Raw genomic sequence first — 24825 nt, 5'->3', positions numbered from 1 at the left:
TTTTTTATAGTATTTTATTAATTCTTCTTTTATCATAGCCACACATGAACTTACTCTGCCCTACTTGCTGGAAGGACAGCCCTCTGCATGGCCTATAGTTTTGATTCCAAGTACGATAATCTTCCCCCGATTGGGACAGCTCAAGTCCCCAATGGGTGGGCGACAGTTTTGAGCGGTGCCCAAAATACCGTTGGCCTTAGCACTAACATTTCTAACTACTATGTAAGCGGGTTATCCAACGGGTCTAATGGGGCCATAATCAACTCCCTCGTAGCGGCGTTTAACCATAACATAACAAATGGTATCGCTGTCGATGGTGGCTCTATCGCCATCGCCGGTAATAACTCATTTATGTATGGTGCCACCGCTCTTTCCGCCGCCTCTATTGAGGCTATCGGTGGCGGGGTTATTAGCGGTGGGGTTGTAGGTTATTCTGGTGCCGTCTTCGCTGGATCAGTGACCTCCAAAGCCGACCCTAACCAAGGGGGCATTGGTCCTATCACCGGGATTGGTACAGCTATTAACTCTATTGTTGGGTCCGGCGGCTATGCCCTCGTTGGTGGTGGTGGGGCTGACTTCACCGTTAAAGGCTACTCCGTTAACGGTAGTGGTGGCCTTATGTTGGGCGGTACCTTCAACCCCGGCAGCCTCTACGCTGTTGGGAATGGGGGAACGGCAAGCGGCGGCACCGTCGGCGGCCAACAATCCGTCTTCTCTAACGGGTTATCACTCAATCAGCTGTTTGTTGGCTCTGCTGCCACACAGGCCGTGATGAGCAAGGGGCTCGCATCACAATCAACTGTCCTCAGCGGTGCTACCGGGCTCAACTCTGGCGGTACAACAAGCAGTGTTATCGCTGTGAGCGGTGGGACCCTCATTGTTGAGGGTGGGACATATGTGTCGTGGCTGAATAAAGGCTATGCTACCTCCGCTTACGGTTATGGTAGCGGGACCTCCTTTAACAATATGGTCTCCGCTGGCGGAACCGAGATTGTTAACAAAGATGGTACAGCCAGCCGTTCCACCATTCTTTCAGGCGGTATCGGTACAGTTAATAGCGGTGGCTTGGCCCTTTCTCCTTTAGTTTCGGGCGGTACAGAAATTGGCAGTGCTGGTGGTATCATCAGCGGTGGTACGGCCCTACAAAAAGGTAACATCACACTCCTCAGCGATGCACTAGGCTCCAACCTTTCTGCCCAGACCAGCGGTAACATTGTTGTTTCCGCAGCGGGGACAGGTAACGTCCTTACGGCATCTACTGGCGGTACAATCCGGATAACATCTGGCGGTACGGGAAGTGCCGTTACCGCTAACGCTCAAGGTACAGTCCTGCTTAATAGCGGCGGTACGGCTGGTAACCTGGTCATCAATACCGGTGGTACATCCACGATTGATGCTGGTGCCGTCATTTACAGCGGGGCGACCCTTAATGATAGCAACCAAGTTTTTGCTCCCGTCTCTGGGGTAACAGCAGATTACCTGCTTGCTAGTGCCGGTCAGGTGGTCGCTAATGTTGGGGCTACTATCTCTGGCATTTATGCCGCAGGTCCAAACGGTACAGGTTTGGTCACACAATCTGGCGATTCGGTCGGGGCTGCTATTGCAGGTTATGATCCCCAGAATAAGGCTGCCGTTGGTGGGACGGTCATCGTAAGCGGCGGAGCTGTTGCGAATAATGTTGGGGCCAGGATGAATGGTTTGCTTATCCTCGGCTCTGGGGGGACAGCAAGCAACTTTGCGCCTATTAGTAACGGGACAGCCAGTATTCTGGCTGGTGCTAGCGTTGCTGATGGGGCTACAGCTCAACTTACGGGCGGTCTCATCTCTCTGGCTTCTGGCGTCCACGTCACCAGCATCAGCGCAACCGGGGCTGGTAATAATGCTGGCTTTGCTAATATTTCCTCCGGTGGGACAGTCGATGCTCTCTCACTAGGCTCCCGCGGGACAGGGAACATTGCCTCCGGGGTGACTGTCAGCTCGCTTACCATAAATAGCGGTGGCTCTGCCCTGCTGGATGGTGGTGCAACAGTGCCGAATGTTACCCTGAGCGGTGGGACAATAGCTATTCCCGCCGGTGGGGCTGGCCTCCAGACGCTCTCCGCGCTTAATGGCGGTGTAGGTGTTATTAATTCCGGGGCCAATGTTAGCAGCGTCTTCATCTCCGGTGGTAACGCAACGGTGCAGTCGGGGGCGTATGTTAGCCGCCTGACCATCCTCAGCGGTGGCTCTGGTGTGTTAATGAGCGGGGCCTCTGTCCAACATATTGATGTCGCTAGCGGCGGTTGGGTCAGCGGTGCCAGAGTCTCGAACAATGATGAGCTTGTTGTTGGCCCCCAAGGAACAGCACAGGATACCGTTGTTACCTTCGACTCTGGTAAAGGGCCCTATGCACGCCATCCTTACACAATGGTGACCTCTGGCGGTTACCTCTCTGGGGCTACCGTCCTCGGTGCGGATGGTACAAACGACCCTGAGCAGCTTGGCGGGCTCCTCACTATTGCCTCCGGTGCAACACTCATCAATACCTCCATGGGGTATAATGCTCGTATCCGTATTTACGGGATGAAATATACCGATAAGTGGCAAACTGCTGTCAGCGGGAATACTGTCTTTGTGACACAGACAGATTCTAACGGCTCTAACGCCTCAACATGGCAGCTGAGCCTCAAAGGTAACTATAACGCTGGTGGCTTTATCCTCAACGATGATGGTGAAGGCAATACGGTCCTTATTTACGAAAAATGCTTCCTCGCTGGCAGTATGATTCGTACCCCGAAAGGGGAGAAGGCCGTTGAACGTCTGCGTAAAGGTGAGACAATCTGTGTCCTTAATGAAGGGCGTGAGGAAACGCGCGAGATTACAGCTGTCATCCAACGGCGTGCGCGTGTAAATACCTCTCAACCAGAGGATCTCGCCGGTTGGTCTGTTATTGTAGCCAAGGACGCCTTCGGTCCCGGCTTACCCAATAAAGACCTCTCTGTAACACCGGAGCATTGCTTCTATTTTGAAGGTCACTTCGTCCCAGCTCGCATGCTCATCAATGGGACCTCCATCCGTTATGACCATAGCCAAGTGGAATATGATTATTACCACATCAAAACGGAGCCTCATTCTGTCATCTGGGCAAATGATGTCTTGACAGAAAGCTGGCTGGATACTGACCTGCAAGACCATTACGAAGCTAATGAGGAGAATACCCTCCGCTTGGTCGAGCAAGAGCAGCTTAACTGGAATGAGAATGCCGCGGCTCCGCTGGGTGTTACTCAAGAGTTCGTCAAGCCCTTGCATGACAAGTTTGCTGCTCGCGCAGCGGAACTTGGCCTCACCGATCCAGAGGCCGAACAAAATTCCCAAGATGGGGAAACCACAACGGACCCTGCGCCTTATATCCGTCTAGAAACGGGGGAGACGCTCCACCCACAACGGCATGAGGCAGGGCGTTATCTCTTTACCCTCCCCGCCTATACACAGCGCGTCACCGTTGGCTCGCGTACCTTCCGTCCATCCGAGGCTGTAGGGCCTCATATGGATGACCGCCGTCAACTAGGTGTTCTCGTTGGACAAGTCTCCCTCTGGAATGGTGGGCGTGAGAGCATCATTACACGCCATCTAACAGATAGAGGCCTGAACGGTTGGGATGTCATCGAGGCTGGGCCACATCGTTGGACCAATGGCGAAGCAGAGCTGCCTCTGCATGATAGTCCGCCTGTCAGTGCGAGCCAGCAAGTCCTCGCGATTGAGGTGCAAGCTGGTGGTCCATACCGCCTCCCCTCATAAAGAGGACGGACACAGGAAGGGAGCTGTAATGCTCCCTTCCCTTACGGAAGAAAACATCATAGGCTAATCTTTCCACTCCCACGGCAGGATTGATGGCCGCTATGACAACAGCCCTTTTCCTGACAATTATAAATGCTATCCTGCCCATATTAATTACATTAGGACTGGGTTATGTGGCGGCTTGGCGGCGGGATTTTGACTCCCAACAGGCAAGCATCTTAATCCGCCTCGTGATGCTTTATGCCCTGCCGCTGGCTCTTTTTACCTCCATCCTCAGCACACCACGCGCACATATTCTCTCCGCTGGGCCTTTAGCGGGGCTCATTCTTATGGCGATGCTTGGTGTCTATGTTGTTCTTTTCTGCCTTCTCCGTTGGGTGATGAAGCGCAGACAAAGCGAAGCAGCCCTCATCGCCATGACAATCACCGGCCCTTCTGTCCCCTTTATTGGGATTCCCGTTTTAGGGCAGCTCTTTGGCCCTAGCAGTGCCGTGCCAATCTCCGTTGGCTCATTGGTAATGAATCTCTGCCAAATCCCCCTGACCCTCATTTTGATGAATCATGACCAGCAACGCCAACAATCTCAGCATGAAGGGCCTTATAGCTGGCACACCACCATGCGCGAACTGGGCGGGCATCTCCTCCATTCCTGCAAAGAGCCTGTTGTCTGGGCCCCAATGCTGGCCTTTTTGCTCGTATTGCTTGGTATTGGCCTTCCCGTTTCACTCACACATGCCTTCCAACTACTCGGCCATGCCACGGGGGGAACGGCCCTCTTTGCCTCCGGCGTAGTATTATACGCCCGGCAAGTCCGCCTTAGCCTCTCTGTAGGATTAATGGTTTTAGGGCGTAATTTTCTCATCCCTCTTGGGGTATGCGCTTTAGCCTTTGCTGGGCATCTCCCTACTCTCACCATGCAAGAAGGCGTTCTTGCTATGGCGATGCCGAGTGCGGCTATCAATGTCATTCTCGCCATGCGTTATCACATAATGGAGCGCGAAATTGCCTCGGTCCTTTTTTTCGGCACGGTAAGTGCCATATTCAGCTTAGCCTTTTTTATTTGGATGACCCATTCATGAGCTGCCTCTCCTCTGCGCCTTCCTTCTTATTTGTTTGCACCGGCAATATTTGCCGCTCTCCCTTGGCAGAACTCGCTATGCGGCGCGAAATTGAACAACGCGGCCTCATGGCAGATATCGACTCCGCAGGGACGGGGAATTGGCATGAAGGCGACCGACCAGACCCACGCGCCCGCGCTACAGCGCGCCGCCATGGGTTGAATGCCGACCCCCTCCGCGCCCGCCAAGTCCGTAAAGAAGATTTTGAACGATTCGACCACATCATTGCTTTAGACCGCTCCCATCTAGCCGCCTTGCAAAAGATGCAGCCTGCCCAAAGCAAAGCGAAACTCAGCCTTTTATTAGAGCATATCCCTCATGAAACACGGCGCGATGTAGCCGACCCCTATTATGGCCCTGAAGCCGGTTTTGAGACCACATGGCACGATGTGGAAGCTGGCTGTAAAGCTCTTGCAGCACGTTATTTAGAGTCTTCCTCTCTCTGAAAGGTCCTTCATCATGTCCCCAAAACAACCCCTCCTGCTTTTAGAACCCCTCCCCGCCCCTACGATGGAGGCCCTCGCAAAGGACTTCACGCTTCTACAGTTCAGCACGTTAGACGCTCTTAAAGAGGTTGCACCTACCATTCGGGCAGTTGCTACAGGCGGCTCCTACGGCGTTGCCCCAGAGATCATGGCCGCCTTACCTAATCTCGAAATCATCGCTGTTAATGGTGTGGGGTTAGACCGCATCGACCTGACAGAGGCCAAAAAGCGCGCTATCCGCGTCACTGTCACAACTGACATCTCCACCGATGATGTAGCCGATATGGCCATGCTGCTTCTACTCGCGCTCAAGCGTAATCTAAGATCCAATGAGACGTTTTTACGCAAAGGCACATGGGCTGATGGGACATTGCCACCCCTCGCCCATTCCCTAAAAGGGCGGAAATTAGGGATTGCCGGGTTTGGCCGTATTGGCCAAGCAGTAGCGCAACGCGCGCAGGCCAGTGCTATGGAGGTCGCCTATTTTAGTGGCCATCACCATGCCAATAGTCCACTAGCTTTTGAGCCAGATTTAAAAGCTCTTGCCCATTGGGCGGATGTTTTGGTGCTAACCCTCCCCGCAACAGCCCAAACAAAAGGGTTGATTAATGCGGAGATTCTTGAAGCCCTCGGCAAGGATGGCGTCCTCATCAATACAGCTCGCGGTAGCGTGGTAGATGAAGATGCCCTGCTCACTGCCCTCCAAAACAAAACCATTGCCGGGGCGGGGCTGGATGTCTTTCAGAATGAGCCGAAGATTAATCCGGCCTTTTTCGCGCTGGAGAATGTCGTCCTCCAACCCCATCAAGGTTCCGCAACGATAGAGACACGCTTAGCAATGGGGCAAAATATCATTGATAATTTGCACGCCTATTTCAGCGGTAAGCCCCTCCTGACCCCTGCATATTAAACAGGCCATCGTAAAGTCCTTACAGCAAAGCCCGGCAGGGGAAGGCCTGCCGGGCTTTCTATTTTCATCTCTCCACAGCCGATAGGGTTAAAACCACTCCCGGCGATTTTGCACATATGTTCGATAAAAACCCTCATCAGACCTTGTGAGGTAAATAATCCCTTCAACAAAGGCAATAATCCCAATAATAATACTTGGAATCCCTAGCAAGATAAGCCCAAAAATAGTCACCAAAAGCATAATAATGCCTGCTCGTTTATAACCTAAATAGAACTTATGGACACCAAACCCACCCGCAAAGAGAGCAAGAAGCCCGACAACCATTTTAGACTTACCGCTCATCCCCTCGAAAATATCACTCGTTGATATCTGGCCTGTTCCTGGTACGACAAAAATAGAGAGTGCCTCATCATTCTCTACTTCAAAATCCACAGCGACTCCGTTTTTTAAAAAAACATTGTCAGAGCCAAAGCTGCTTCCCTTAAACGTATAACGCTTGCCATCATCACCGCTAATCAGCCCTTCACCAATGCGAATATCATAATTCAGAATTGTTCCACGCATCTTATCTCTCCAACGGAATCATTACCTAAACAGGACATATTGAATAACTATAACGAGTCCTGCCATTAGAAACTATCCATTAAATAAAATCTCACAACATTATTCTTGATTATGTACAATTTATTCAGCAAATTGTTCAGCAATAATCCGTTCCGATAGGCTATGGTCAGGATCGAACAGTAGAGTAACTTTCTTCTCTTGGTCTAACCGGACAATAACCTCCTCCACATCGCGTATTTCCTCCGGCCCGGCAACGGCAGAGGCGGGGCGTTTTTTGGTATCCGCCAAAGTGAAGCGTACAGTTACATCCGCTGGCAATAACGCCCCCCGCCAATGGCGCGGCTGAAAAGGCGATATTGGTGTAAGGGATAAAAGCTCCGCCCCTAAAGGAATAATCGGCCCATGAGCAGAACGATTATAAGCAGTTGATCCCGCTGGAGTAGCCAGAATAACGCCATCACAGGTTAGGCGCGGCATCCGCACGCGGCCATCAACCTCTATACCGATATGAACCGTCTGGCGTGTCTCGCGGTAAAGGAACACATCATTAAAGCCGACACCCTCATGCATCTCACCCGCTGTGGTGCGCGCCCACATATGCAGCGGGGCGATCTCCGTATGTTGGGCATAAGCTAGACGTTGGGGGAGCTGATCCTCCTCTGGATGGTTCATCAAAAAACCAACCGTCCCGTAATTCATACCAAAGACAGGGATATTACGCCCAATAATTTGCAATAATGTCTCCAGCATGAAGCCATCGCCGCCTAAGCAGACAAGGACTTCAGCTTGCTCTAACGGGACATTGCCATAACGCTCCGTAAAGCGCGTGAGGGCTTCCTGCGCGGCGTCCGTCCCCGCTGCGACAAAGGCAATATTCATAGAGGCACTCAGGGGGATTCACCACTCTTATGCTCAATGACATCATAAGCAGGGGAGCCGGGATAAGCCCCTTTGCGGACATCCAACGCGGATGGGCAAATAAGCTGCTCTTTATCATAAAGGGCCAGCATCCAAATCTTATGCCCATCAAGACTGAGCAAACCATGCAACTTCACCTCTTTATCCAGCCGTACAAACGGCAAAAGAGATTCCGGCATGACGACTGTACGCCCATCGGTAAAAAGCACGCCATCGCCCGTAATGCGGCTTACTGTCCCTGTAAAAACAGGCAAGGGCCCCACATCATACTGACATTCCGCAGCATGGGCGAAAGCCGGCATCATGCCGAGTAAGCCCATCATGATGACAAAAAATGCAGAAAAACGAGCGATCATCACATGCTCCTTAGTGCCTAAAATGCCGCATACCCGTAAAGACCATCGCAATCCCTGCTTTATCAGCAGCATCAATCACCTCTTGGTCACGGATGGAACCACCAGGCTGAATCACTGCCGTAGCCCCGGCTGCTACCACGCTCTCTAGCCCATCAGCAAAGGGGAAGAAGGCATCAGAAGCAGCAACAGAGCCTTTTGTCAAAGCATCAGTCTCCCCCGCAGCGTGTGCGGCATCCTCACTTTTACGCGCTGCAATACGCGCACTATCCACACGGGACATCTGCCCCGCACCAATGCCAACCGTAGCCTGATCCTTCACATAAATCACGGCATTAGACTTCACATGTTTGGCAACGCGGAAGGCAAAAAGGAGGTCCGCCATCTCCGCCTTGCTTGGCTGACGCTTGGTGACGACCTTCAGCATATCCTCCGTAACATGACCATTATCCCGGCTCTGAGCTAAGAACCCACCCGAAACCGAGCGGAAGGACAGCCCCGGTGCTTGTGCCTCTGGCACGCCACCTGTCAGCAAGAGACGAAGATTCTTCTTCTTCGCAAGAATAGCCTTTGCCCCTTCCTCTGCATCTGGGGCGACAATCACCTCGGTAAAGATGGCACTAATCTGCTCCGCTGTTGCTTCATCTAGCGTCCGGTTCAACGCGACAATCCCCCCAAAGGCAGAGACTGGGTCACAGCGTAAGGCGGCCTTCCATGCCTCCACAACACTGCCAGCGGACGCAACACCGCAAGGGTTTGCATGCTTCACAATCACCACTGTAGGGGCTTCAAACTCTGCTACAGCCTCAAAAGCGGCATCAGTATCATTCAGGTTATTATAGCTTAGAGCCTTCCCCTGAATCTGCCGTGCTGTAGCAAGACCCGGCCGCGTACTACCATCCCGATAAAACGCTGCTGCTTGATGAGGATTCTCACCGTAACGCAAAAGCGTATCACGCTGGCCAGAAAGGGTAAGAACAGGCGGTAAGCTCACGCCATTTATTTTGCTCGCCTCATCATCCTGCTGGGTGAACCATGCAGCAATCATCCCATCATATGCTGCTGTATGGGTATAAGCCGCAGCAGCCCATGCCCGGCGTTCTGCTAGGGTTGTCCCCCCTTGCGCTAGGGCGTTTAAAAACGCTTCATATTGGGTTGGGCTTGTTAAAATCGCTACAGAGGCAAAGTTCTTCGCCGCCGCGCGCACCATAGCCGGGCCGCCAATATCAATATTCTCGACACATTGTTCTTCATCCGCGCCGGAAGCGACAGTCGCTGCAAATGGGTAAAGATTGACACAAACCAAATCAATCGGGGCAATCCCATGTTCCTGCATTTGCGCTTGATGCTCTGCCTTATCCCGGCGGCCAAGAATACCACCATGAATCCACGGTACGAGCGTCTTAACACGGCCATCCAAAATCTCGGGGAAGCCTGTATGGTCGGAGACCTCCTTCACCGGCAGGCCAGCATCGCGCAATGTGCGAGCGGACCCTCCTGTCGAGAGGATTTCCACCCCCTTTGCGATGAGGGCATGAGCGAGTTCAACTAACCCAGTCTTATCGGAGACAGAAAGAAGGGCACGACGAGGGGAGAAGCGTGTATCAGTCATGGTTTTGGCATATCGCCCCCCTCCCTCCTGTGCAAGATAGATTCAGAACCATCCGCGCTAAAAAGCCTCTTTAAGGGTTATTCTTGATGTTCAATCTGGCTCTCATGCGCATGATTACCTATCATGCGCTGCTCTGTTGTCGCCATCATCGTTTGCCATCCACCACCCAAAGCACGATAGAGGCCCACGGCGGCTAACGCTGTTTGCATATGGAGTTCTGCCTCCACCACTTGGCTGGAAAGCAACATGGATTCCGCGCGGTCCACCTCTAAGAAAGGCACCGCACCATCCCGATATTGCAGCCGTGCTGCCTCATAGGCTTTACGATTCTGACGAACAAGCTCCATGATATGCTGATACCGTAGCTGGAGTTGCGCCATACGGGTAATTGCATCATCAACATCCCGCCATGCCTCTAAGACTGTTTGCCGGTAAGCAAGGGCTATCTCCTGCTGCTCCGCCTTACGCAAAGCCAAGGTGCCGCGTAAACGTCCCCCCTCAAAAATCGGTACATTGACAGTAGGACCAAGGGTAAAATATTTCGCCCCCGGCATGAAGAAATCCCCCGCAGAGAGGCTTTGTGTTCCTAAATTACCCGCTAGATTAATATCAGGATAAAAGGCCGCTTTTGCTGCTCCCACCTCTGCTGTAGCGGCATGGAGCCGTGCATCAGCCATCATAATATCCGGCCTCCGTTGGGCGAGGCTGGATGGCACCCCAACCCCGACCGAAACAGGGAGGTCCAGCTGCGGTCGTATAGGCAGTAACTCCCCCTCCAACGCACGAGGCGGCAAAGCAAGCATCACGCCAATCGTGTTAATCAATGCCGCTTGCATCTCCCGTAAAGGGGGTAAAGCACTATCGGTTTGCTCCACCTGCCCACGCGCCTGCGCGACCTCCAAGTCATTCGCGGCTCCTTCTGTCTGCCGTGCTAACACAAGGGCAAGGTCGTGCCGCACAAGGGCTTGATGTTGCTCTGTAAGGTGAATCTGTGCCTGCACAGCACGAAGGCGCAAATAAGCCTCCACGAGGTCGGCCAGCCGTCCCAACGCCACCCCACGCGCATAGGCTTGCTGCTCCACCACGCGGGCTTTACCTGCCTCTACAAGGCGGCGAATACGGCCAAATAAATCCATATCCCACGAGGCTGAGCCAACATTGGCATATTGCTGATATTGCAAATTCGCCCCCGGTGCAGGCTGAGCGAGGGTGAGAAAACCGTGGGTGCTCTGCTGCGTCCATGTATAAGAGCCTGCCCAATTTAGGCTCGGCACCCCTTCCGAGGCGACTACTTTAAGCTCCCCACGAGCTTGAAGCACCCGCGTGGCCGCTTGCCGAATATCCAAATTATCGCGCGAAAGCCGCTCGACCAATTTATTTAAAACAGGGTCGTGCCATTGCTGCCACCATGTCGTATCCACATCCCCTGCATGAATAAAACCGCGCGTCCGTGCCTCATGCACATCAGCCGCTTTCTCCCAGCCACTAGGTTGATCCGTCTCTTTTGGGGTTTTATAATCCGCCCCCACACGGATGCACCCACCCAGCCCTAATAGGCCTATTAAAAGCCAAAAACTACGCTGCCTCATTTATCTGTCACCCCACGGTCAAGCCGCTTTTGAGCCTGCACAATATTGGCTAAATGCGTCTCCACCGTTGTCTCGACCGAAAGCCCCATCCGCAATAGCCGTGCATGAGGCTGACCGGGAAGAAGGGTAATTTTCACCGGCAGACGTTGGACAATCTTTGTAAAATTACCCGTAGCATTTTCTGGTGCCAAAGGCGCAAAAGCCGCTCCAGAGGCAGGCGGGACACTATCCACGACGCCCTCAAGGTCAATATCATAAGCATCAACATGGATGCGGGCCTTCTGGCCGGGGCGCATATGCTGGAGGGCTAACTCCCGATAATTTGCCTCAATCCAAAGTTGGTCCATCGGCACAAGGGCCATCAACGCCGCCCCATTGGGAACGTAATTTCCCACCTGAACGGTGCGTTCCCCAACCATGCCATCAAAAGGCGCACGAATGGTGGTGTAAGAGAGGTTCAACTCTGCTTGATGCACCCGTGCATGGTCCACCTCCACTTGGCGGCGTGCTGAATCCTGCACAGCCTCCAACACACGTAGCTGCGCTTGGGCTGCGGCATATTGCGCTTGCGCGGCTTGAAGGGACGCTGCCAGCTCATCCAAACTTGCCCGTGTGCGCTCGCCCTCCTCGCGGCTCCCCGCACCATTACGCGCCAAATGGGCATAACGAGTTGCATTCTGCCGGGCGAAAATCAACTGCGCGGTTAATTGCGCCACATGCGCTTGAGCCTCGGCAATCAAAGCGGGTTGACGCGCTACAGTAGCAGCAGCATCCAACACCACCGCACGGTCATGCGCCTCGGTCGCGCGGGCTTGGTCTAATGTAGTTTGATAATCACGTGGGTCGAGCTGGACCAGCACATCCCCTGCATGAACACTCTGGTTATCATCCACTGCCACAGCCACAACCTGCCCCGGTACACGCGGGGCAATAACGCTATAATGTGCTGTCACATACGCATCATTCGTCCATACGCGTGCAGCAGGGATGAACACAATCGCCAGAATCACACCCACAAAAAGAGCCAGAATCCCCCCCGCTAACCAGACCGGCCAGCGTTGCCCCAAAAAACGCCCTTGCTGCTTATGGCTATGATGTTCTGCTGCTTGTTGTGTCATTCTTCTTCCACCCCTTCCCCACGCTGGGCCTCTGGCTGCTCTGGCGATGTCACAACTCGTGGTGCAAATACAACCCATGGTGGATAAGTTCGCACAGGCACAATGAGGATAAAGACCATCAACACCACTAACAATGCTGCCAAAACGCAGAATAAATCCGATAACGTCAGCACAGTGGCTTGATGATGAAATTGCTGTTTAAGATACGCCATACTCCCGCGATAACGCGGTGTTCCATCTGGTAAAAAAGGCGTAGGGCTTTGCAATAAAGGGCTACTACCTTGCACAAGCGCGTACCGATATTGGCCCAAGCGGTCTGCCAAGCGGCCCTCATGCAGGCCACCGCGCCACCGCGTCACTAAATCTACCAACCATGTGCCCCCCACCATCATGAAGGCACGCGGCATATTCACCAACGCAACGGCAAAAGGTGATTCTTCTGCCACAACGGCATTGGTGGACATCATCAACAGGGAGGCCAACACCATCACCCCGCCTATGCCTTGCAAAAACTGCCAGAGATAAAACTCCGGCCGTTGCCATACGGAGGTAACGAGGGAATCCCCACAACAGGCGATGAACATGCAAACCATGCCGCTAAAGCCGATGATGCGACAATCCACCTCCCGCCTATTGAGCAAATACCCCACAAAAGGCGCGACCAATATCTCCACCGCTGCGACTTCTAAGGTGATGAGATAGCTTTGCTCCGGCCGGTAGCCCACTATCTTTGTCAGAAACTGCAAAGGCACAGCCGAGGCAGAGAGTGAAATCACCACAAAGAGGCTAATCCCCCCTACCCCGTAGAAATAATTATTCCGACTGAGAAGTTGAAAGCGAAAAAAAGGCAAAGGGTGCCGCCATTCATTCCACACCAAAAGGGGGATGGCTGCGACACCAATCACACTCAAGACGCAAATAAGGGATGAATTGAACCAGTCCAGCCAATCACCAAGGGACAGCACCGTTGTTAGGCACCAAGCGGCCATAACGAAAAATAGCAAGCCATAACCATTAAACCGCTTTAAGCGATGATGTTGTGGCTCCGTAACAGGCATACCATACCAAATACATGCCCCCGCTAACGCGCCTAGCGGGATAGCTTGCAAGAAAATAAACCGCCAACTGAAAAAATCCGTCCATATCCCGGCCAAAGCCGTACCGAGATAAGGAAAACAGGTGGAGACAAGCGTATAAGCCACCAGCCCATAAGCCCGCAGATGAAAAGGCAGAATCCGCAAGATGGAGAACATCAGCAAAGGGATGGCAAATCCACCAGCCAAACCCTGCACGCTGCGCAAACTATAAACGGCTATGGGCATCGTGCAAAAAGCCATCGGCACAATGCTGCTTAAAGCAAGGGCCAGCACAAACAAAGCCCAACGGCGCAAGCTAAACGTAATAGCCATCCATGGGGAGAGCCCTGCCCCAATCACCTGTGCGGAGGTATAGAGGCTAACAAACCACCGGGACGGGTCCCGGCTAAGGCCCATCCCCCCCATAATATCACCAAGACCTTGGAGGGAGACTTGCTCATTTAACGTTGTCATCACCGCTACCAGCAAAACGCCAGCGAGACCGATGATAGATGTCATATGGGCACGAATAGCCTGCAACCAATCCTCCTGACCAAGAGGTCAAACCTCTATCAGAGATTGGCATATCACTTAATAAAGAGCCTAATGTTTTTGAAATTATCCGACCAGTCTGTTACTTAAAAACAACAAGCTTTTCCCATAAAAAACGGGACCACACAGCCATAAGCCGTATGGTCCCGCTTTGCCTTAACGTCTCAGACGAGAAGGACTAAAGCTTAGCGCAAGCCCAAAGCCTTTGTCCGCTTCGCTACTTCCTCAGCGGAAGCATTGCCAGCGGTCAACCAAGAGCCACCGACGCAAGCGACTGTCGGCAAGGCCAACCAGTCCTTATATGTAGCCTCGGTGATGCCCCCTGTAGGACAGAAGCGCACGCCCAAGCTACCAAACACAGCGGAAAGCCCCTTTAATGCCGGGATGCCGCCATTAGTCATAGCAGGGAAGAACTTAAAGCGGCGTAGCCCTAGGTCCAAACCCATCATGATGTCGCTAGCATTAGCTGTACCGGGGAGGAACGGTACGTCACGGTCCAACGCTTCCTTCACCAAAGCCGGTGTGATGCCGGGGCTGACCATGAACTTTGCACCAGCCTTCATAGCCTGGTCCATCTGCTTAGGGTTCAGCACCGTACCAGCACCGACCAACGCCCCTTCCACTTTGGACATCTCAGAGATGACCTCCAAAGCAGCTGGTGTGCGCAATGTCACCTCAAGGGTGGAGATACCACCAGCGACCAAGGCCTCAGCAATCGGGCGGGCCGTAGCCACATCCTCAACAACCAGAACAGGCATAATCGGGCTGCGGTCCATCACCGCATCCAGTCTTTTGATGTAGCTCATACCTCGGTTCCTTTCTCAACATCATCACCGATTTCATCCAGCTCACGATCCATCATGAACTGCATCGGCGAAGCCCCCTGCTCGGCGGACGGTGCCACCTCACGCATGAGGGCAAACAGCTCGCGCCCTGTGCCAGCTGTGGCGCGATGCGGTTTGGTCGGCGTACGTGCGTTCCATTCCTTCTCATCCACCAGAGCTTCCAACTGCCCTGTACGGGCACAAACGCGGATCATATCGCCATCGCGCACCTTAGCCAGCGGGCCGCCAACCTGCGCCTCCGGCCCAACATGCACCACAGCGGGGACCTTACCACTCGCACCAGAGAGACGGCCATCTGTAACCAATGCCACCTTAAAGCCTTGGTCCAGCTCCACACCGAGGGAGGGGATCAAGTTATGCAGCTCTGGCATGCCATTGCCGCGCGGGCCTTGGCCAATCACCACAACCACAACATCCCGATGCAACTCACCAGCCTTTTGCGCTTCCTTCACCGCCGTTTGGGAGTTAAAGACGCGGGCCGGGGCCTCAATGGTCAGCAGGTTGTCCGCCACAGCACTGGATTTATACACGCCGCGACCCAGATTACCCTGAAGCAACTGAATCCCCCCAACTGGGTGGAATGGGTCCTTCACACCGCGAAGAATCTCAACATCGCTGGATGGCTTGGCAGGGGTGTAAACAACATTCTTGTCATTGCCTAGCAGAGCGCGTTTGGCGTAATCCTCCAACCCATTCTCAGAGACAGTGGGAATATCACGATGGATCAAGCCAGCATCGGCTAGTTCAGCAATGACAGTCGGCAAACCGCCAACCTCGTTAAACTTGTTCACATCGGAAGGACCGCTTGGATACACCTTACACAAGGTTGGCACCGCAGCAGAAAGGTCGGAGAAGTCTTCCCAATTAACGATAATACCCGCAGCACGCGCCACGGCAGGGATATGAATCGTATGGTTGGTGGACCCACCTGTAGCCATCAGACCAACAATGGCGTTCACGATGGCCTTCTCATTGACGACCTCGGCCATTGGGCGTGGGGTCTTACCCTTTGTGCTAATCTCCACCAAACGATGGACCCCGGCACGGGTCACAGCCTGACGCAGTGGCGTATCAACAGGGATGAAGGACGAATCCGGCATCATAAGCCCAAGGAACTCGGCCATCATCTGGTTGGTATTGGCTGTCCCGTAGAAGGTACAGGTCCCCTCAGCATGATAAGAGGCCATCTCGGCCTTCATCAGCTCATCTTTGCCAATTTTCCCTTGAACATAAAGCTGACGAACCCGGACTTTTTCCTTGTTCGGCAGGCCAGAGATCATCGGGCCAGAGGGGATCAACATGCCCGGTAGATGACCAAAGCGCAGCGCACCCATCAACAAGCCGGGAACAATTTTATCACAAATACCAAGCAGAGCTACAGCATCATACATACCATGGCTCAGCCCTACGGCGGTGGATTGTGCAATTACATCACGCGAGAAAAGGGAGAGGTCCATCCCCTCTTGGCCTTGCGTGACACCATCGCACATCGCCGGGGCCCCACCAGCAACCTGTGCTGTAGCCCCAACCTCACGTGCAAAAAGCTTCATCTGCTCCGGGTAATGAGCATAAGGCTCATGGGCAGAAAGCATATCGTTATAAGTTGTAATAATGCCCAAATTAGCACGCTGCTCAAAAACCAGCTCCTGCTTATCAGCAGCACTGGAGGCAGCAACGGCATGGGCCAGGTTCCCGCATGTAAGCCGGGACCGGTCTACACCTTTTTCACGGTTACGCTCCATAAGAGTGAGGTAACGACGGCGGGACGTCTTGGACCGCTCGATAATTCTGGACGTTACACTCTCAACAACGGAATTCAGAGACATTGAAGCACTCGCTGTTCGGCTGGACACCCCACAGACAGACGGATAATTCCCCCTGAGAGACACGGTATCATATTATCATCCGCTTGCTTCCCCAACAAAAGGGAAGCATCGCACCACCTTTATGTAAGGAAAGACGCCCCAACGGGCAAGCCACCCCCCATGCACGAACTGACCATCTCCCCAGCACCCAACACAAGGCAATATTATAAAAAGAGTAATTTTTGGGGGTTTTCTCTACAAAAAACCCAGATGAAGCCTTGCACTGTCATGCACAAAACTCCTCTCTGGGCTTTTTAAAATACCTCACTTTGCATAGACGCCGCGCCTAACTCGGCGAGTCATGCTCCTCCTCTTCCTCTCTAAAACTCGGCCAATGACCCGCCGCAAGGGCTATAAGAGAAGGTGTCGCTACATGCAGGCGGCGGCCATAGACCCAATCATTGGTCAAAACATTCCGCACATAACGCCGTGTCTCCGGGCTGGGGAGGCATTCGATGAACATAAGCGGGTCTTGCAAGCCTCTTTGCCCACTCTGCCAGCGGTTAATGGCTTGCGGGCCTGCATTATAAGAGGCCAAAACCTTTAGTAAGGACGCTTCATTATTCGGCTCATTTTGCCCGATATTCCGGGCAAGATAGAGCATATAAAGCTGCCCGACCTCTAAATTATACCCCGGCTCACGCAGACGCCTTTGCATCTCCTGATAAAACCGCCCCCCCGCAGAGGTAGGCACCGCTTGTGGGAGATGATATTGCTCATTCACCAACCCCGCCGTGACAGGGCGTACCTGCATCATCCCATACGCCCCCGCAGAGGAAGCCGCAGAAGCATCAAAGTTCGACTCCATACGCGCTACAGCGTAAACAAGAGCCGAAGAAAGACGAAAGCCATTATAAGGGTGCAGCTCTGGGAGGGGGCCGAGCACTTCTTTTAACTCATTATGATCCAACCGCTCTAAAGCATGCTGCATCTGCTCTGCTAAAGCCAACATCCCTGCTTTTTGCACAACAAGTTGCAAAGAATGCGCCCTTACAGGGTCCACAAGGGCATCCTGCCACATCTGGCGGGCGAGCATTTCTGCCCGTCCTTGCTCCCCAACCTGTAGCAACGCGAAGAAATGCGGCCCCTCCTCCATAGAAGAAACCACATTAATATCCACCTCACTCAAGGAGGTTTGAGCCGCACCTGCCAAGCCAATATGGGATAATACACCCGAGAGAGCTGTCTCTGCTGTATGGTCATCATGCAGCATACGCCCCGCTAACAGGCCGTAAAAACTCTCACTTTGTGTAGAGGCCCGGTGCAACCATGTGTGATAAAGGTTGGCTTTCCCCTGCCTCTCCGCTACGCGACCCGCCCAAAAAGAAGCCGCAGCCTGAATCTCACCATCGGTTTGCTCTGCATTGGCGGCATTTTCAAACAAATCATACGCGGCATCGGTATAGCCCTCGCGCCATGCCGCTAACCCAGCGACAAAAGCAGGGAACCCGACTTTATAATGCCCTACATCCAAACCATTTGCGCCAATACGCAATGCGCTACGCGTCTCCCCTTGGCTGAGCAACTGCATCGCTATCTCGCCATGCAACTGGGCCGCGTAAGATGCTGTCATCCCGGGGGTAGATTTTAGCTGGGCCACCGCCCGCTGTGCGCCTGCCACGCCTTGGGAGGCTTCATCCATTAACGCACGGTCTAAACGGCTGTTACGCACCAATGTTTGAGAGAAAGGTACGGCTTTCTCCACCCGATGAAGGTCCGCTACATTATCATACCCACTGGGTAGATCCGCCGTGGTGGAAGCATCACCCCCGCGACGCATATCATCTAATTTACGTTGGATAAAAGGCGCATCGGGCAAAGAGGCATAATGCTGCAACCAGCTACTCAGCTCTGCCACAGAGGGATGAAAGATAGTGCTAAGATAACGCTCGGCCAGATAATCGGGCAGGAGCAAACGCTCCGCTGTGCTATCTGGGCCAGAGGCGTAATTTAATGCCTCTAAACGCGTAACATCCCCTTCCCGCACGGCAGTAAAGAGGGCCCGATAACGCTCCGCAACAGCCGCAGGCAATGGCCGCGGCAAAGAAGCTTCCCCTATAGGGTGAGGTGATGCGCCATGACGCTCACCTTCAAAATGCTCCGGCACGTGGGACGGAAGAGACATACCCTGCCCCTGCGCCGGAAAAACAGTGTGACCAGCCAGCAATGCCACGCTCAATAGAACGCCACATCTTACTGCGCTAGACCCACCTGGAAATATCCATCGCATAATGCCGGGGCGTAACGCGCTTTTTCTTCACTGACAACCCTTGAAAATAAAGCCAACGCTCCCAGCGTCTTCCCCAAGATAGGCATACACTAGTAAAGAAACCAGCGATTTCTTTCTCTTTTTGCATAGTTCCCCAATTTATGAGACTTCCCTTTACCATTTTGTTAGATGTGGCCGTTAATCTTTTATTCATATAAACGACTCGCTAATCTTCACCTTACCTTCTCTTTCTGAAGAGTCTCCTCCAGTAAAAGAATATCCGCCCAAAGATGCCGCCGCCGCCCTGCATTATCTCCTAATTGAGCAGGATGCCAGAGCGGTAAAAGAGGGATCGGCGCAGCCATAGAGGGAATCATCACCTCATGCCATCGCCCCCGCAACTGGCTAAGCCGTACTTCTTGGCGTAGCAACATCCATGCAGGCGTTGCCCCCATCGTCACAATGCGTGAAGGCTGCGCTAAAGCAATCGCCCGATGCAAAATAGGCACACAAAGCTCTAATTCCCGCTGAGAGACACGCTGCCCCCCCGGTGGCCGCCACGGAATCGCAGGCACACATGAGAGCTGCTCACGCTTCATCCCAATAGAGGCCAAAATGCGCTCTAATAGTCGCCCCATCTCCCCCGCAAAGAGCGTGCCATGGCGGTCCTCATCCTCATTTGGGACATCCCCAATCAATAAAAAAGGCGCGTCCTTGACCAGATGAAGCCCGAGATGATGCTTGGCTGTCCGTGCAAGCGTCACGCCGGGTATATGACGGCCTGCTTGCAATAACGCCTCGGGGTCTTCTGCCTTAGCAAGCGCAGCCTGTGCCTCTTGGAGGCTACGCGTTTCCTGCTTGGCTGTCAGCCGCTCCGCGGATGATGAAGAAGGGGCCACTCCCCCTCTCCCTATCGCGGGGCGGGCGGGCTCCTCTTGCCATATAGCCCACGGCACATCCTCTATCAGCTCATCCACGCCCCACTCTTGATGCAGACGCAAAGCCGCTAATACATCCTGCACGGGGTATGATGAAGATGAAAACGAAGACACAACCATGAAACTCTAAAAACTCTCTTTATCTATACGATTCTAACACAGCTACCCAACCATCCACCTTCATAGCTTATAGCGGCTTAATCTGTTACATAGACCACGCATAGATGAACACCCACCCGGACCTGATAAACCGTAACAAGGCCCTACCAAATTGTCCGGCTTTAATAAAATGAGGATGCCCTGCCATGGTGCTGCATCAAGACACAGCGCACGCTAAAATCAATCTCTTCCTTCATGTAACGGGCCGCCGTGATGATGGGTATCACCTTTTGGATAGTCTTGCTATTTTTGCTGGCGCGGGGGATGAACTTTCCCTCAGCGCGGCCCCTTCATCACAAAAAAACGAAAGCCTCATTCTCCAAGGGCCTTTTTCCAAAGGGCTGGAGGCGGATGATAATAACCTCGTCCTCCGCGCTGCAACAGCCCTGCGGGCGCATCATGGGGGAGACAAAGAAGCCCTCCCTGCCGCTCTCTTACAGCTTGATAAATACCTCCCCATCGCCTCTGGCATTGGGGGTGGCTCTGCCGACGCCGCTTGTGCCTTGCGATTACTGACACGCTATTGGGGCCTCTCATCAGAGGCCGCCGTTGCTATTGCCCCAACCCTGGGAGCGGATGTTCCTGTCTGTTTGCAGCAAAAAGCAACACGCATGGAAGGCATTGGCGAAATCCTCACCACCGCCCCTGCTTTACCCAAAATGGGCATCATGCTTGTTAATCCCGGCGTGAGCGTTTCCACTCCGACTATCTTTAAACGACTCGCTGCAACGGGTGGACCGCGCGCACGCGCCGCTTTGTCCTTTCCTACAGAAGGATGGCCTACGATAGACGCCCTCGTCACCTTCCTAAATGGAACGGAGAACGACCTCCAACCCCATGCTATCGCTCAGGAACCCATCATCGCCACGGTTTTGGAACATCTAGCCCAACTCCCACAGGTCCGTTTTAACCGTATGAGCGGCTCTGGTGCGACCTGCTTTGCGTTGTTCGATACTCCTCACGCTGCCCAAGAGGCAGCCCGTCACCTCACACAACACCCCGTTGCAAAAACATGGTGGTGCTGGGCGGGAGCTGTACTGGCGTAAAAAAAGCCCGCTTCTGCAAGCGGGCTTTCTCCCTAACACAAAGGGCAATCTTTTATCGAGCCGCGCCCTTCAACCGGGCATTACAAGCGGAATAATAACCGCCCCCTTTTTGAATCCACTTCAACCCACCATTACGGCCATTATTCTTATTGGCATTATATTGGGCGAGGCAGGTCTTCATCCGCGCTTTCCCTTCCGATAAGGAGGAGAACTCAGGCGCGATGCGCTGCGGGAAAAGCACATCCCCACTCACAACAGGGGCTGGAGCGGCGGCTGGCGTTTTGGCCTCACTTGGCGCAACGGCGCGCGCAGACGTATCAGTACAATGAGCTTGCTTAAAAGCCACATAATCCTGCCCGTTTAATGTCCCAGAGGCCTTAGCATTATTAAACGCCTTATGACAGGCAGCTAGGGAGGGCTTACCTGCCTCAATAGCAGGGGCAGCCAAAGCAGCATTCCCCCCGATTAAGGAACACACCATCATAGAGAGGCCCATAACGGATAGCTTCATCACATTCATATCCTTACAACGAACTAACAAATGAGGGGCAAATAATACCACTCTTTCACCATAATTCCACAAGCAGCCTCACCCCAACTCAAGGGCAAAGCTACCATATACGCTTAGTTGAGCCGCTCGCCATGTTGGGCAAGGTCCAACCCCATTTGCTCCTCATCAGAGGAAACGCGCATACCAACCGTCTTATCGACGAACCAGAAGATGATAGCTGTTAGGATAACAGACCATATAATCGTCACACCCACAGCCTCAGCCTGCCGCCCTAACTGCGCCCAACTTCCACTTACTCCAACTGGGTTTGAGGCCGTGGCAGAGAGCGGACCATAAGCAAATACGCCCGTCAGTAAAGCCCCAACAATGCCCCCTACGCCGTGCACACCAAAAGCATCTAGGCTATCATCATAACCCAAACGTGTTTTTAACACCGCAGCACTATAGAAGCACACACCACCCGCAATCAGCCCAATCGCTAATGCCCCACTGGGGAGGACAAAGCCCGCGGCCGGTGTTACCGCCACAAGCCCTGCCACCACGCCAGAGATAATCCCCAACGCTGTCGGTTTGCCATGACGCCACCATTCTACCAGCATCCAGCCTACACCACCGCCAGCGGCAGCGACCTGTGTTGTGAGCATCGCCATACCGGCCCGACCATTCGCCCCAAGGGCAGAGCCTGCATTAAAGCCAAACCAGCCTACCCAAAGCAGCGAGGCCCCGATAATCGCATAAGCCAGATTATAGGGGGACATATCATCACGCTTTAGCCCGTAACGGCGGCCAATCATCAAGGCACAAACCAACCCGGCCACACCAGAATTGATGTGAACAACTGTACCCCCGGCAAAGTCCACAGCCCCTAACCCAGCGACCCAGCCAAGCGGGCTCCATACCCAATGAGCCACCGGCGCATAAACCAACAACGACCATAGAATCGTAAAAACACACAGCCCAGCAAAGCGGATACGCTCTGCAAAAGCCCCTGTCAGCAGGGCTGGTGTGATGATGGCAAAGGTCATCTGATACATCAGATAAACGCTCTCGGGGATGGTCATAGGTGTTTCTGCCGGAGTCCCCGCCCCTAAGGTAAAGGCTCCGTCCGTCCCTTGATGGAACTGCGATGCAACCCCCCGTAGGAAAAAGCGAGAAGCATCACCAATCCACGCCGTCCCTGTCGAGAAGGCTAGGCTATAGCCGAGGACCATCCACACAATGCTCACAATACAGCAAATCCCAAAGGACTGAACCATAGTGGAGAGGACATTCTTCCGCCGCACCATCCCCGCATAGAACAACGCTAAGCCGGGGACCGTCATCAGCAAGACAAGAGCCGTGCTGACCAACATCCATGACGTATCGCCTGTATCAATCGCACGCATTAGAGGGCTCCTTCACCTGTCTCGCCTGTCCGGATACGGACCATCTGCTCCACATTTGTGACCATAATCTTGCCGTCACCAATACGGCCTGTACGGGCTTTTTCGGTAATGGCCTCAATAATCTCTGGTACGCGCTCATCAGAAACAACCGTTTCCAGCTTAATTTTGGCGATGAAGCTAATAGTATATTCAGCCCCACGATAGATTTCTGTCTGGCCCTTCTGCCGGCCAAAACCGCGCACCTCCGTCACAGTCAGCCCATGCACACCCAGCTCTGCAAGGGCTTCGCGTACATCATCTAATTTGAACGGTTTGATAATTGCCGTTACAAGCTTCATCCCCTCTGGCCCTTTTCTACCGTTGGTCTGTTACTACACTGGAATGAAATCGTGCCACCTTCACAACGATTTCTGCAAGTCTTTCTTTTCGTCAAAGATAGAGCTAGACACAAAAGACCCGCCCCTCTGGCAAAAAAGCCACCCTTTTGGAGGGGCCTCCAGCCCTCTCTTTGCAGGCCGGGAAGGATACATGGCTTATGCGTACAGATTACGACCTCTGCATTAATGGTGGTGGCCCTATCGGGGCGACAATAGCGTGCTTATTGGCGCAAAAAGGCCTCCGCATCCTTCTCCTAGAGCGCGCACCTCTCTCCCCCACGCCAGACCAAAACCCTGATGGTCGCGCCTATGCCCTAGCCGAGGGTGTCCGCCCTTTATTAGAAGAGGCTGGTATCTGGCAGGCCCTGCCCCTACCACCGCAGGCAATTACGACCATCCATGTCACAGATAGCCAAGGGCGAGTCCCCGCAGCCTCCCGCAGCACTCTTGCTGATGGGCTAAGCTTTACCGAGGAGGATGCCCCAGACCACCGCCCTTTTGGCTGGATGGTCGAAGCACATAACCTCCTCGCCGCTATTGCTAGCACCCTCACTTCTCAACCGGGGCTGGATGTACGCGCCCCCGCTACAGGGCAGTTCCAGTTTACGCAAGATGAAGCCCGTATCACGCTCTCAACGGGTGAAACAGTCTCCGCAGCTTTAGTCATCGCGGCTGATGGACGCCAATCCCGCTTACGCCAACAAGCCGGAATCGGCCTAACGCGCATCCCTTATCATAAGACGGCCCTTGTCAGCGTGTTAGCTCATACGCTGCCTCATCATGGTAGTGCGCTGGAGAACTTCCTCCCTCAAGGCCCCTTTGCCCGCCTTCCCCTCCCCAGCATAGAAGGCCACCCCCACCGCTCCGCCATTGTATGGACCGACCGCGCTGAACGCATCGCCCATTTCACGAGCCTTGCCCCACATCATTTTGCCCATCTCATTAAAGAACGGCTTTGTGGCGAGGAGCTTGGATCACTGGAGCTTATCGGCACGCATTGGACCTACCCACTCGCCTCCCAATATGCCCATCGCTATTACGCCACACGGCTGATTTTAGCGGGAGATGCCGCCCATGGCTTGCACCCTGTTGCAGGGCAGGGGATGAATCTTGGCTTTCGTGATGTCCGCACGATCGTTGCGCTATTGGGGGAGGCCTTCGCCCATGGGGAGGACCTCGGCTCCCCTTCCTTATTACGGCGTTACCAACAGCTAAGCCGCCCCGGTAATCTTGCCATGCTCGCTGGATGTGACATGATGGAGCGTCTTTTCAGCACGGATGTCCCTTTCATTCGCCATGCCCGCCATGCAGGGCTTATGGCCCTACGGCGGCTCCCAACCCTACGGCAAGGGTTTGTCCGGCGCGCCATGGGTTTATAATTCTAAAGGCATATCTTTTATGGCCGGTTTTCTTGACAC

Annotated in this window: 20 protein-coding genes; 6 read left to right on the top strand and 14 right to left on the bottom strand. The window is 53.6% G+C overall.

The features are described 5' to 3' along the window. Nucleotides 1-87: 87 nt before the first annotated feature. The 4 genes from NQF89_RS06900 to NQF89_RS06885 all read left to right on the top strand — a co-directional run bounded on the left by NQF89_RS06900 (nucleotide 88) and on the right by NQF89_RS06885 (nucleotide 6290). Nucleotides 88-3777 carry a Hint domain-containing protein gene (locus tag NQF89_RS06900; protein ID WP_266137844.1) on the top strand — a complete coding sequence of 1230 codons (3690 nt, stop codon included), beginning with the start codon at nucleotides 88-90 and terminating at the stop codon, nucleotides 3775-3777. 101 nt (nucleotides 3778-3878) lie between these two features. Beyond that, entirely contained in the window at nucleotides 3879-4856 is a 978-nt protein-coding gene (locus tag NQF89_RS06895; RefSeq protein WP_266137843.1) for an AEC family transporter, read from the top strand. Then, complete coding sequence (locus NQF89_RS06890) at nucleotides 4853-5341, top strand: low molecular weight protein-tyrosine-phosphatase (protein ID WP_155573656.1); 489 nt, start codon at nucleotides 4853-4855, stop codon at nucleotides 5339-5341. Before NQF89_RS06895 ends, NQF89_RS06890 begins: the two co-directional genes overlap by 4 nt. 13 nt (nucleotides 5342-5354) lie before the next feature. Beyond that, complete coding sequence (locus NQF89_RS06885; protein WP_266137842.1) at nucleotides 5355-6290, top strand: 2-hydroxyacid dehydrogenase; 936 nt, start codon at nucleotides 5355-5357, stop codon at nucleotides 6288-6290. A gap of 87 nt (nucleotides 6291-6377) precedes the next feature. Here NQF89_RS06885 and NQF89_RS06880 read toward each other — a convergent pair whose 3' ends face one another. The 11 genes from NQF89_RS06880 to NQF89_RS06830 all read right to left on the bottom strand — a co-directional run bounded on the left by NQF89_RS06880 (nucleotide 6378) and on the right by NQF89_RS06830 (nucleotide 20049). Continuing rightward, a complete protein-coding gene (locus NQF89_RS06880; RefSeq protein ID WP_155579559.1) occupies nucleotides 6378-6854 on the bottom strand; it encodes a TM2 domain-containing protein in 477 nt (158 codons plus the stop codon). A gap of 120 nt (nucleotides 6855-6974) precedes the next feature. Further along, nucleotides 6975-7733: an NAD kinase gene (locus NQF89_RS06875; RefSeq protein WP_099026858.1), complete on the bottom strand. Its 759-nt coding sequence runs from the start codon at nucleotides 7731-7733 to the stop codon at nucleotides 6975-6977. Nucleotides 7734-7741: 8 nt separating this feature from the next. Continuing rightward, the gene (locus NQF89_RS06870) at nucleotides 7742-8128 is read right to left on the bottom strand and encodes a hypothetical protein (RefSeq protein WP_266137841.1); all 387 of its coding nucleotides are present in this window, start codon (nucleotides 8126-8128) and stop codon (nucleotides 7742-7744) included. A 10-nt stretch (nucleotides 8129-8138) separates the two neighbouring features. Beyond that, the gene (gene purH / locus NQF89_RS06865; protein WP_155573660.1) at nucleotides 8139-9737 is read right to left on the bottom strand and encodes a bifunctional phosphoribosylaminoimidazolecarboxamide formyltransferase/IMP cyclohydrolase; all 1599 of its coding nucleotides are present in this window, start codon (nucleotides 9735-9737) and stop codon (nucleotides 8139-8141) included. Between the two features lie 77 nt (nucleotides 9738-9814). Then, the gene (locus NQF89_RS06860; protein WP_099026861.1) at nucleotides 9815-11326 is read right to left on the bottom strand and encodes an efflux transporter outer membrane subunit; all 1512 of its coding nucleotides are present in this window, start codon (nucleotides 11324-11326) and stop codon (nucleotides 9815-9817) included. Then, nucleotides 11323-12444 carry an HlyD family secretion protein gene (locus tag NQF89_RS06855; protein ID WP_099026862.1) on the bottom strand — a complete coding sequence of 374 codons (1122 nt, stop codon included), beginning with the start codon at nucleotides 12442-12444 and terminating at the stop codon, nucleotides 11323-11325. The genes NQF89_RS06860 and NQF89_RS06855 overlap by 4 nt, the downstream gene beginning before the upstream one ends. Beyond that, nucleotides 12441-14060 carry an MFS transporter gene (locus tag NQF89_RS06850; RefSeq protein WP_266137840.1) on the bottom strand — a complete coding sequence of 540 codons (1620 nt, stop codon included), beginning with the start codon at nucleotides 14058-14060 and terminating at the stop codon, nucleotides 12441-12443. Before NQF89_RS06850 ends, NQF89_RS06855 begins: the two co-directional genes overlap by 4 nt. 197 nt (nucleotides 14061-14257) lie before the next feature. Continuing rightward, nucleotides 14258-14878, bottom strand: a complete 621-nt coding sequence (gene eda / locus NQF89_RS06845; RefSeq protein ID WP_099026863.1) for a bifunctional 4-hydroxy-2-oxoglutarate aldolase/2-dehydro-3-deoxy-phosphogluconate aldolase — start codon at nucleotides 14876-14878, stop codon at nucleotides 14258-14260. Beyond that, entirely contained in the window at nucleotides 14875-16743 is a 1869-nt protein-coding gene (edd, locus tag NQF89_RS06840; RefSeq protein ID WP_155573662.1) for a phosphogluconate dehydratase, read from the bottom strand. The genes eda and edd overlap by 4 nt, the downstream gene beginning before the upstream one ends. A gap of 325 nt (nucleotides 16744-17068) precedes the next feature. After that, the gene (locus tag NQF89_RS06835) at nucleotides 17069-18907 is read right to left on the bottom strand and encodes a transglycosylase SLT domain-containing protein (protein ID WP_196424778.1); all 1839 of its coding nucleotides are present in this window, start codon (nucleotides 18905-18907) and stop codon (nucleotides 17069-17071) included. 317 nt (nucleotides 18908-19224) lie between these two features. Further along, complete coding sequence (locus tag NQF89_RS06830) at nucleotides 19225-20049, bottom strand: uracil-DNA glycosylase (protein ID WP_155573664.1); 825 nt, start codon at nucleotides 20047-20049, stop codon at nucleotides 19225-19227. 185 nt (nucleotides 20050-20234) lie between these two features. Here NQF89_RS06830 and NQF89_RS06825 point away from each other — a divergent pair, with 185 nt between their 5' ends. Further along, nucleotides 20235-21134, top strand: coding sequence for a 4-(cytidine 5'-diphospho)-2-C-methyl-D-erythritol kinase (locus NQF89_RS06825; protein WP_266137839.1), 900 nt, complete (start codon nucleotides 20235-20237; stop codon nucleotides 21132-21134). A 52-nt stretch (nucleotides 21135-21186) separates the two neighbouring features. Here the strand turns inward: NQF89_RS06825 and NQF89_RS06820 are convergent, their stop codons facing one another. From NQF89_RS06820 to NQF89_RS06810, 3 genes are all read right to left on the bottom strand, one after another. Next, nucleotides 21187-21645 carry a hypothetical protein gene (locus tag NQF89_RS06820; RefSeq protein ID WP_196424782.1) on the bottom strand — a complete coding sequence of 153 codons (459 nt, stop codon included), beginning with the start codon at nucleotides 21643-21645 and terminating at the stop codon, nucleotides 21187-21189. Nucleotides 21646-21758: 113 nt separating this feature from the next. Next, a complete protein-coding gene (locus NQF89_RS06815; RefSeq protein WP_266137838.1) occupies nucleotides 21759-23030 on the bottom strand; it encodes an ammonium transporter in 1272 nt (423 codons plus the stop codon). Further along, nucleotides 23030-23368: a P-II family nitrogen regulator gene (locus NQF89_RS06810; protein WP_155573667.1), complete on the bottom strand. Its 339-nt coding sequence runs from the start codon at nucleotides 23366-23368 to the stop codon at nucleotides 23030-23032. Before NQF89_RS06810 ends, NQF89_RS06815 begins: the two co-directional genes overlap by 1 nt. Before the next feature lie 197 nt (nucleotides 23369-23565). On the opposite strand from NQF89_RS06810, the gene NQF89_RS06805 reads away from it, so the two are divergent. Next, nucleotides 23566-24786: an FAD-dependent monooxygenase gene (locus tag NQF89_RS06805; protein WP_155579571.1), complete on the top strand. Its 1221-nt coding sequence runs from the start codon at nucleotides 23566-23568 to the stop codon at nucleotides 24784-24786. The last annotated feature ends 39 nt before the right edge of the window (nucleotides 24787-24825 follow it).

It is taken from the genome of Bombella pollinis (genome assembly GCF_026385485.1).
GTDB classification, from domain to species: domain Bacteria; phylum Pseudomonadota; class Alphaproteobacteria; order Acetobacterales; family Acetobacteraceae; genus Bombella; species Bombella pollinis.
Note: the sequence above shows the minus strand (reverse complement) of the source record. Positions and strands in the feature narration are given on the sequence as shown.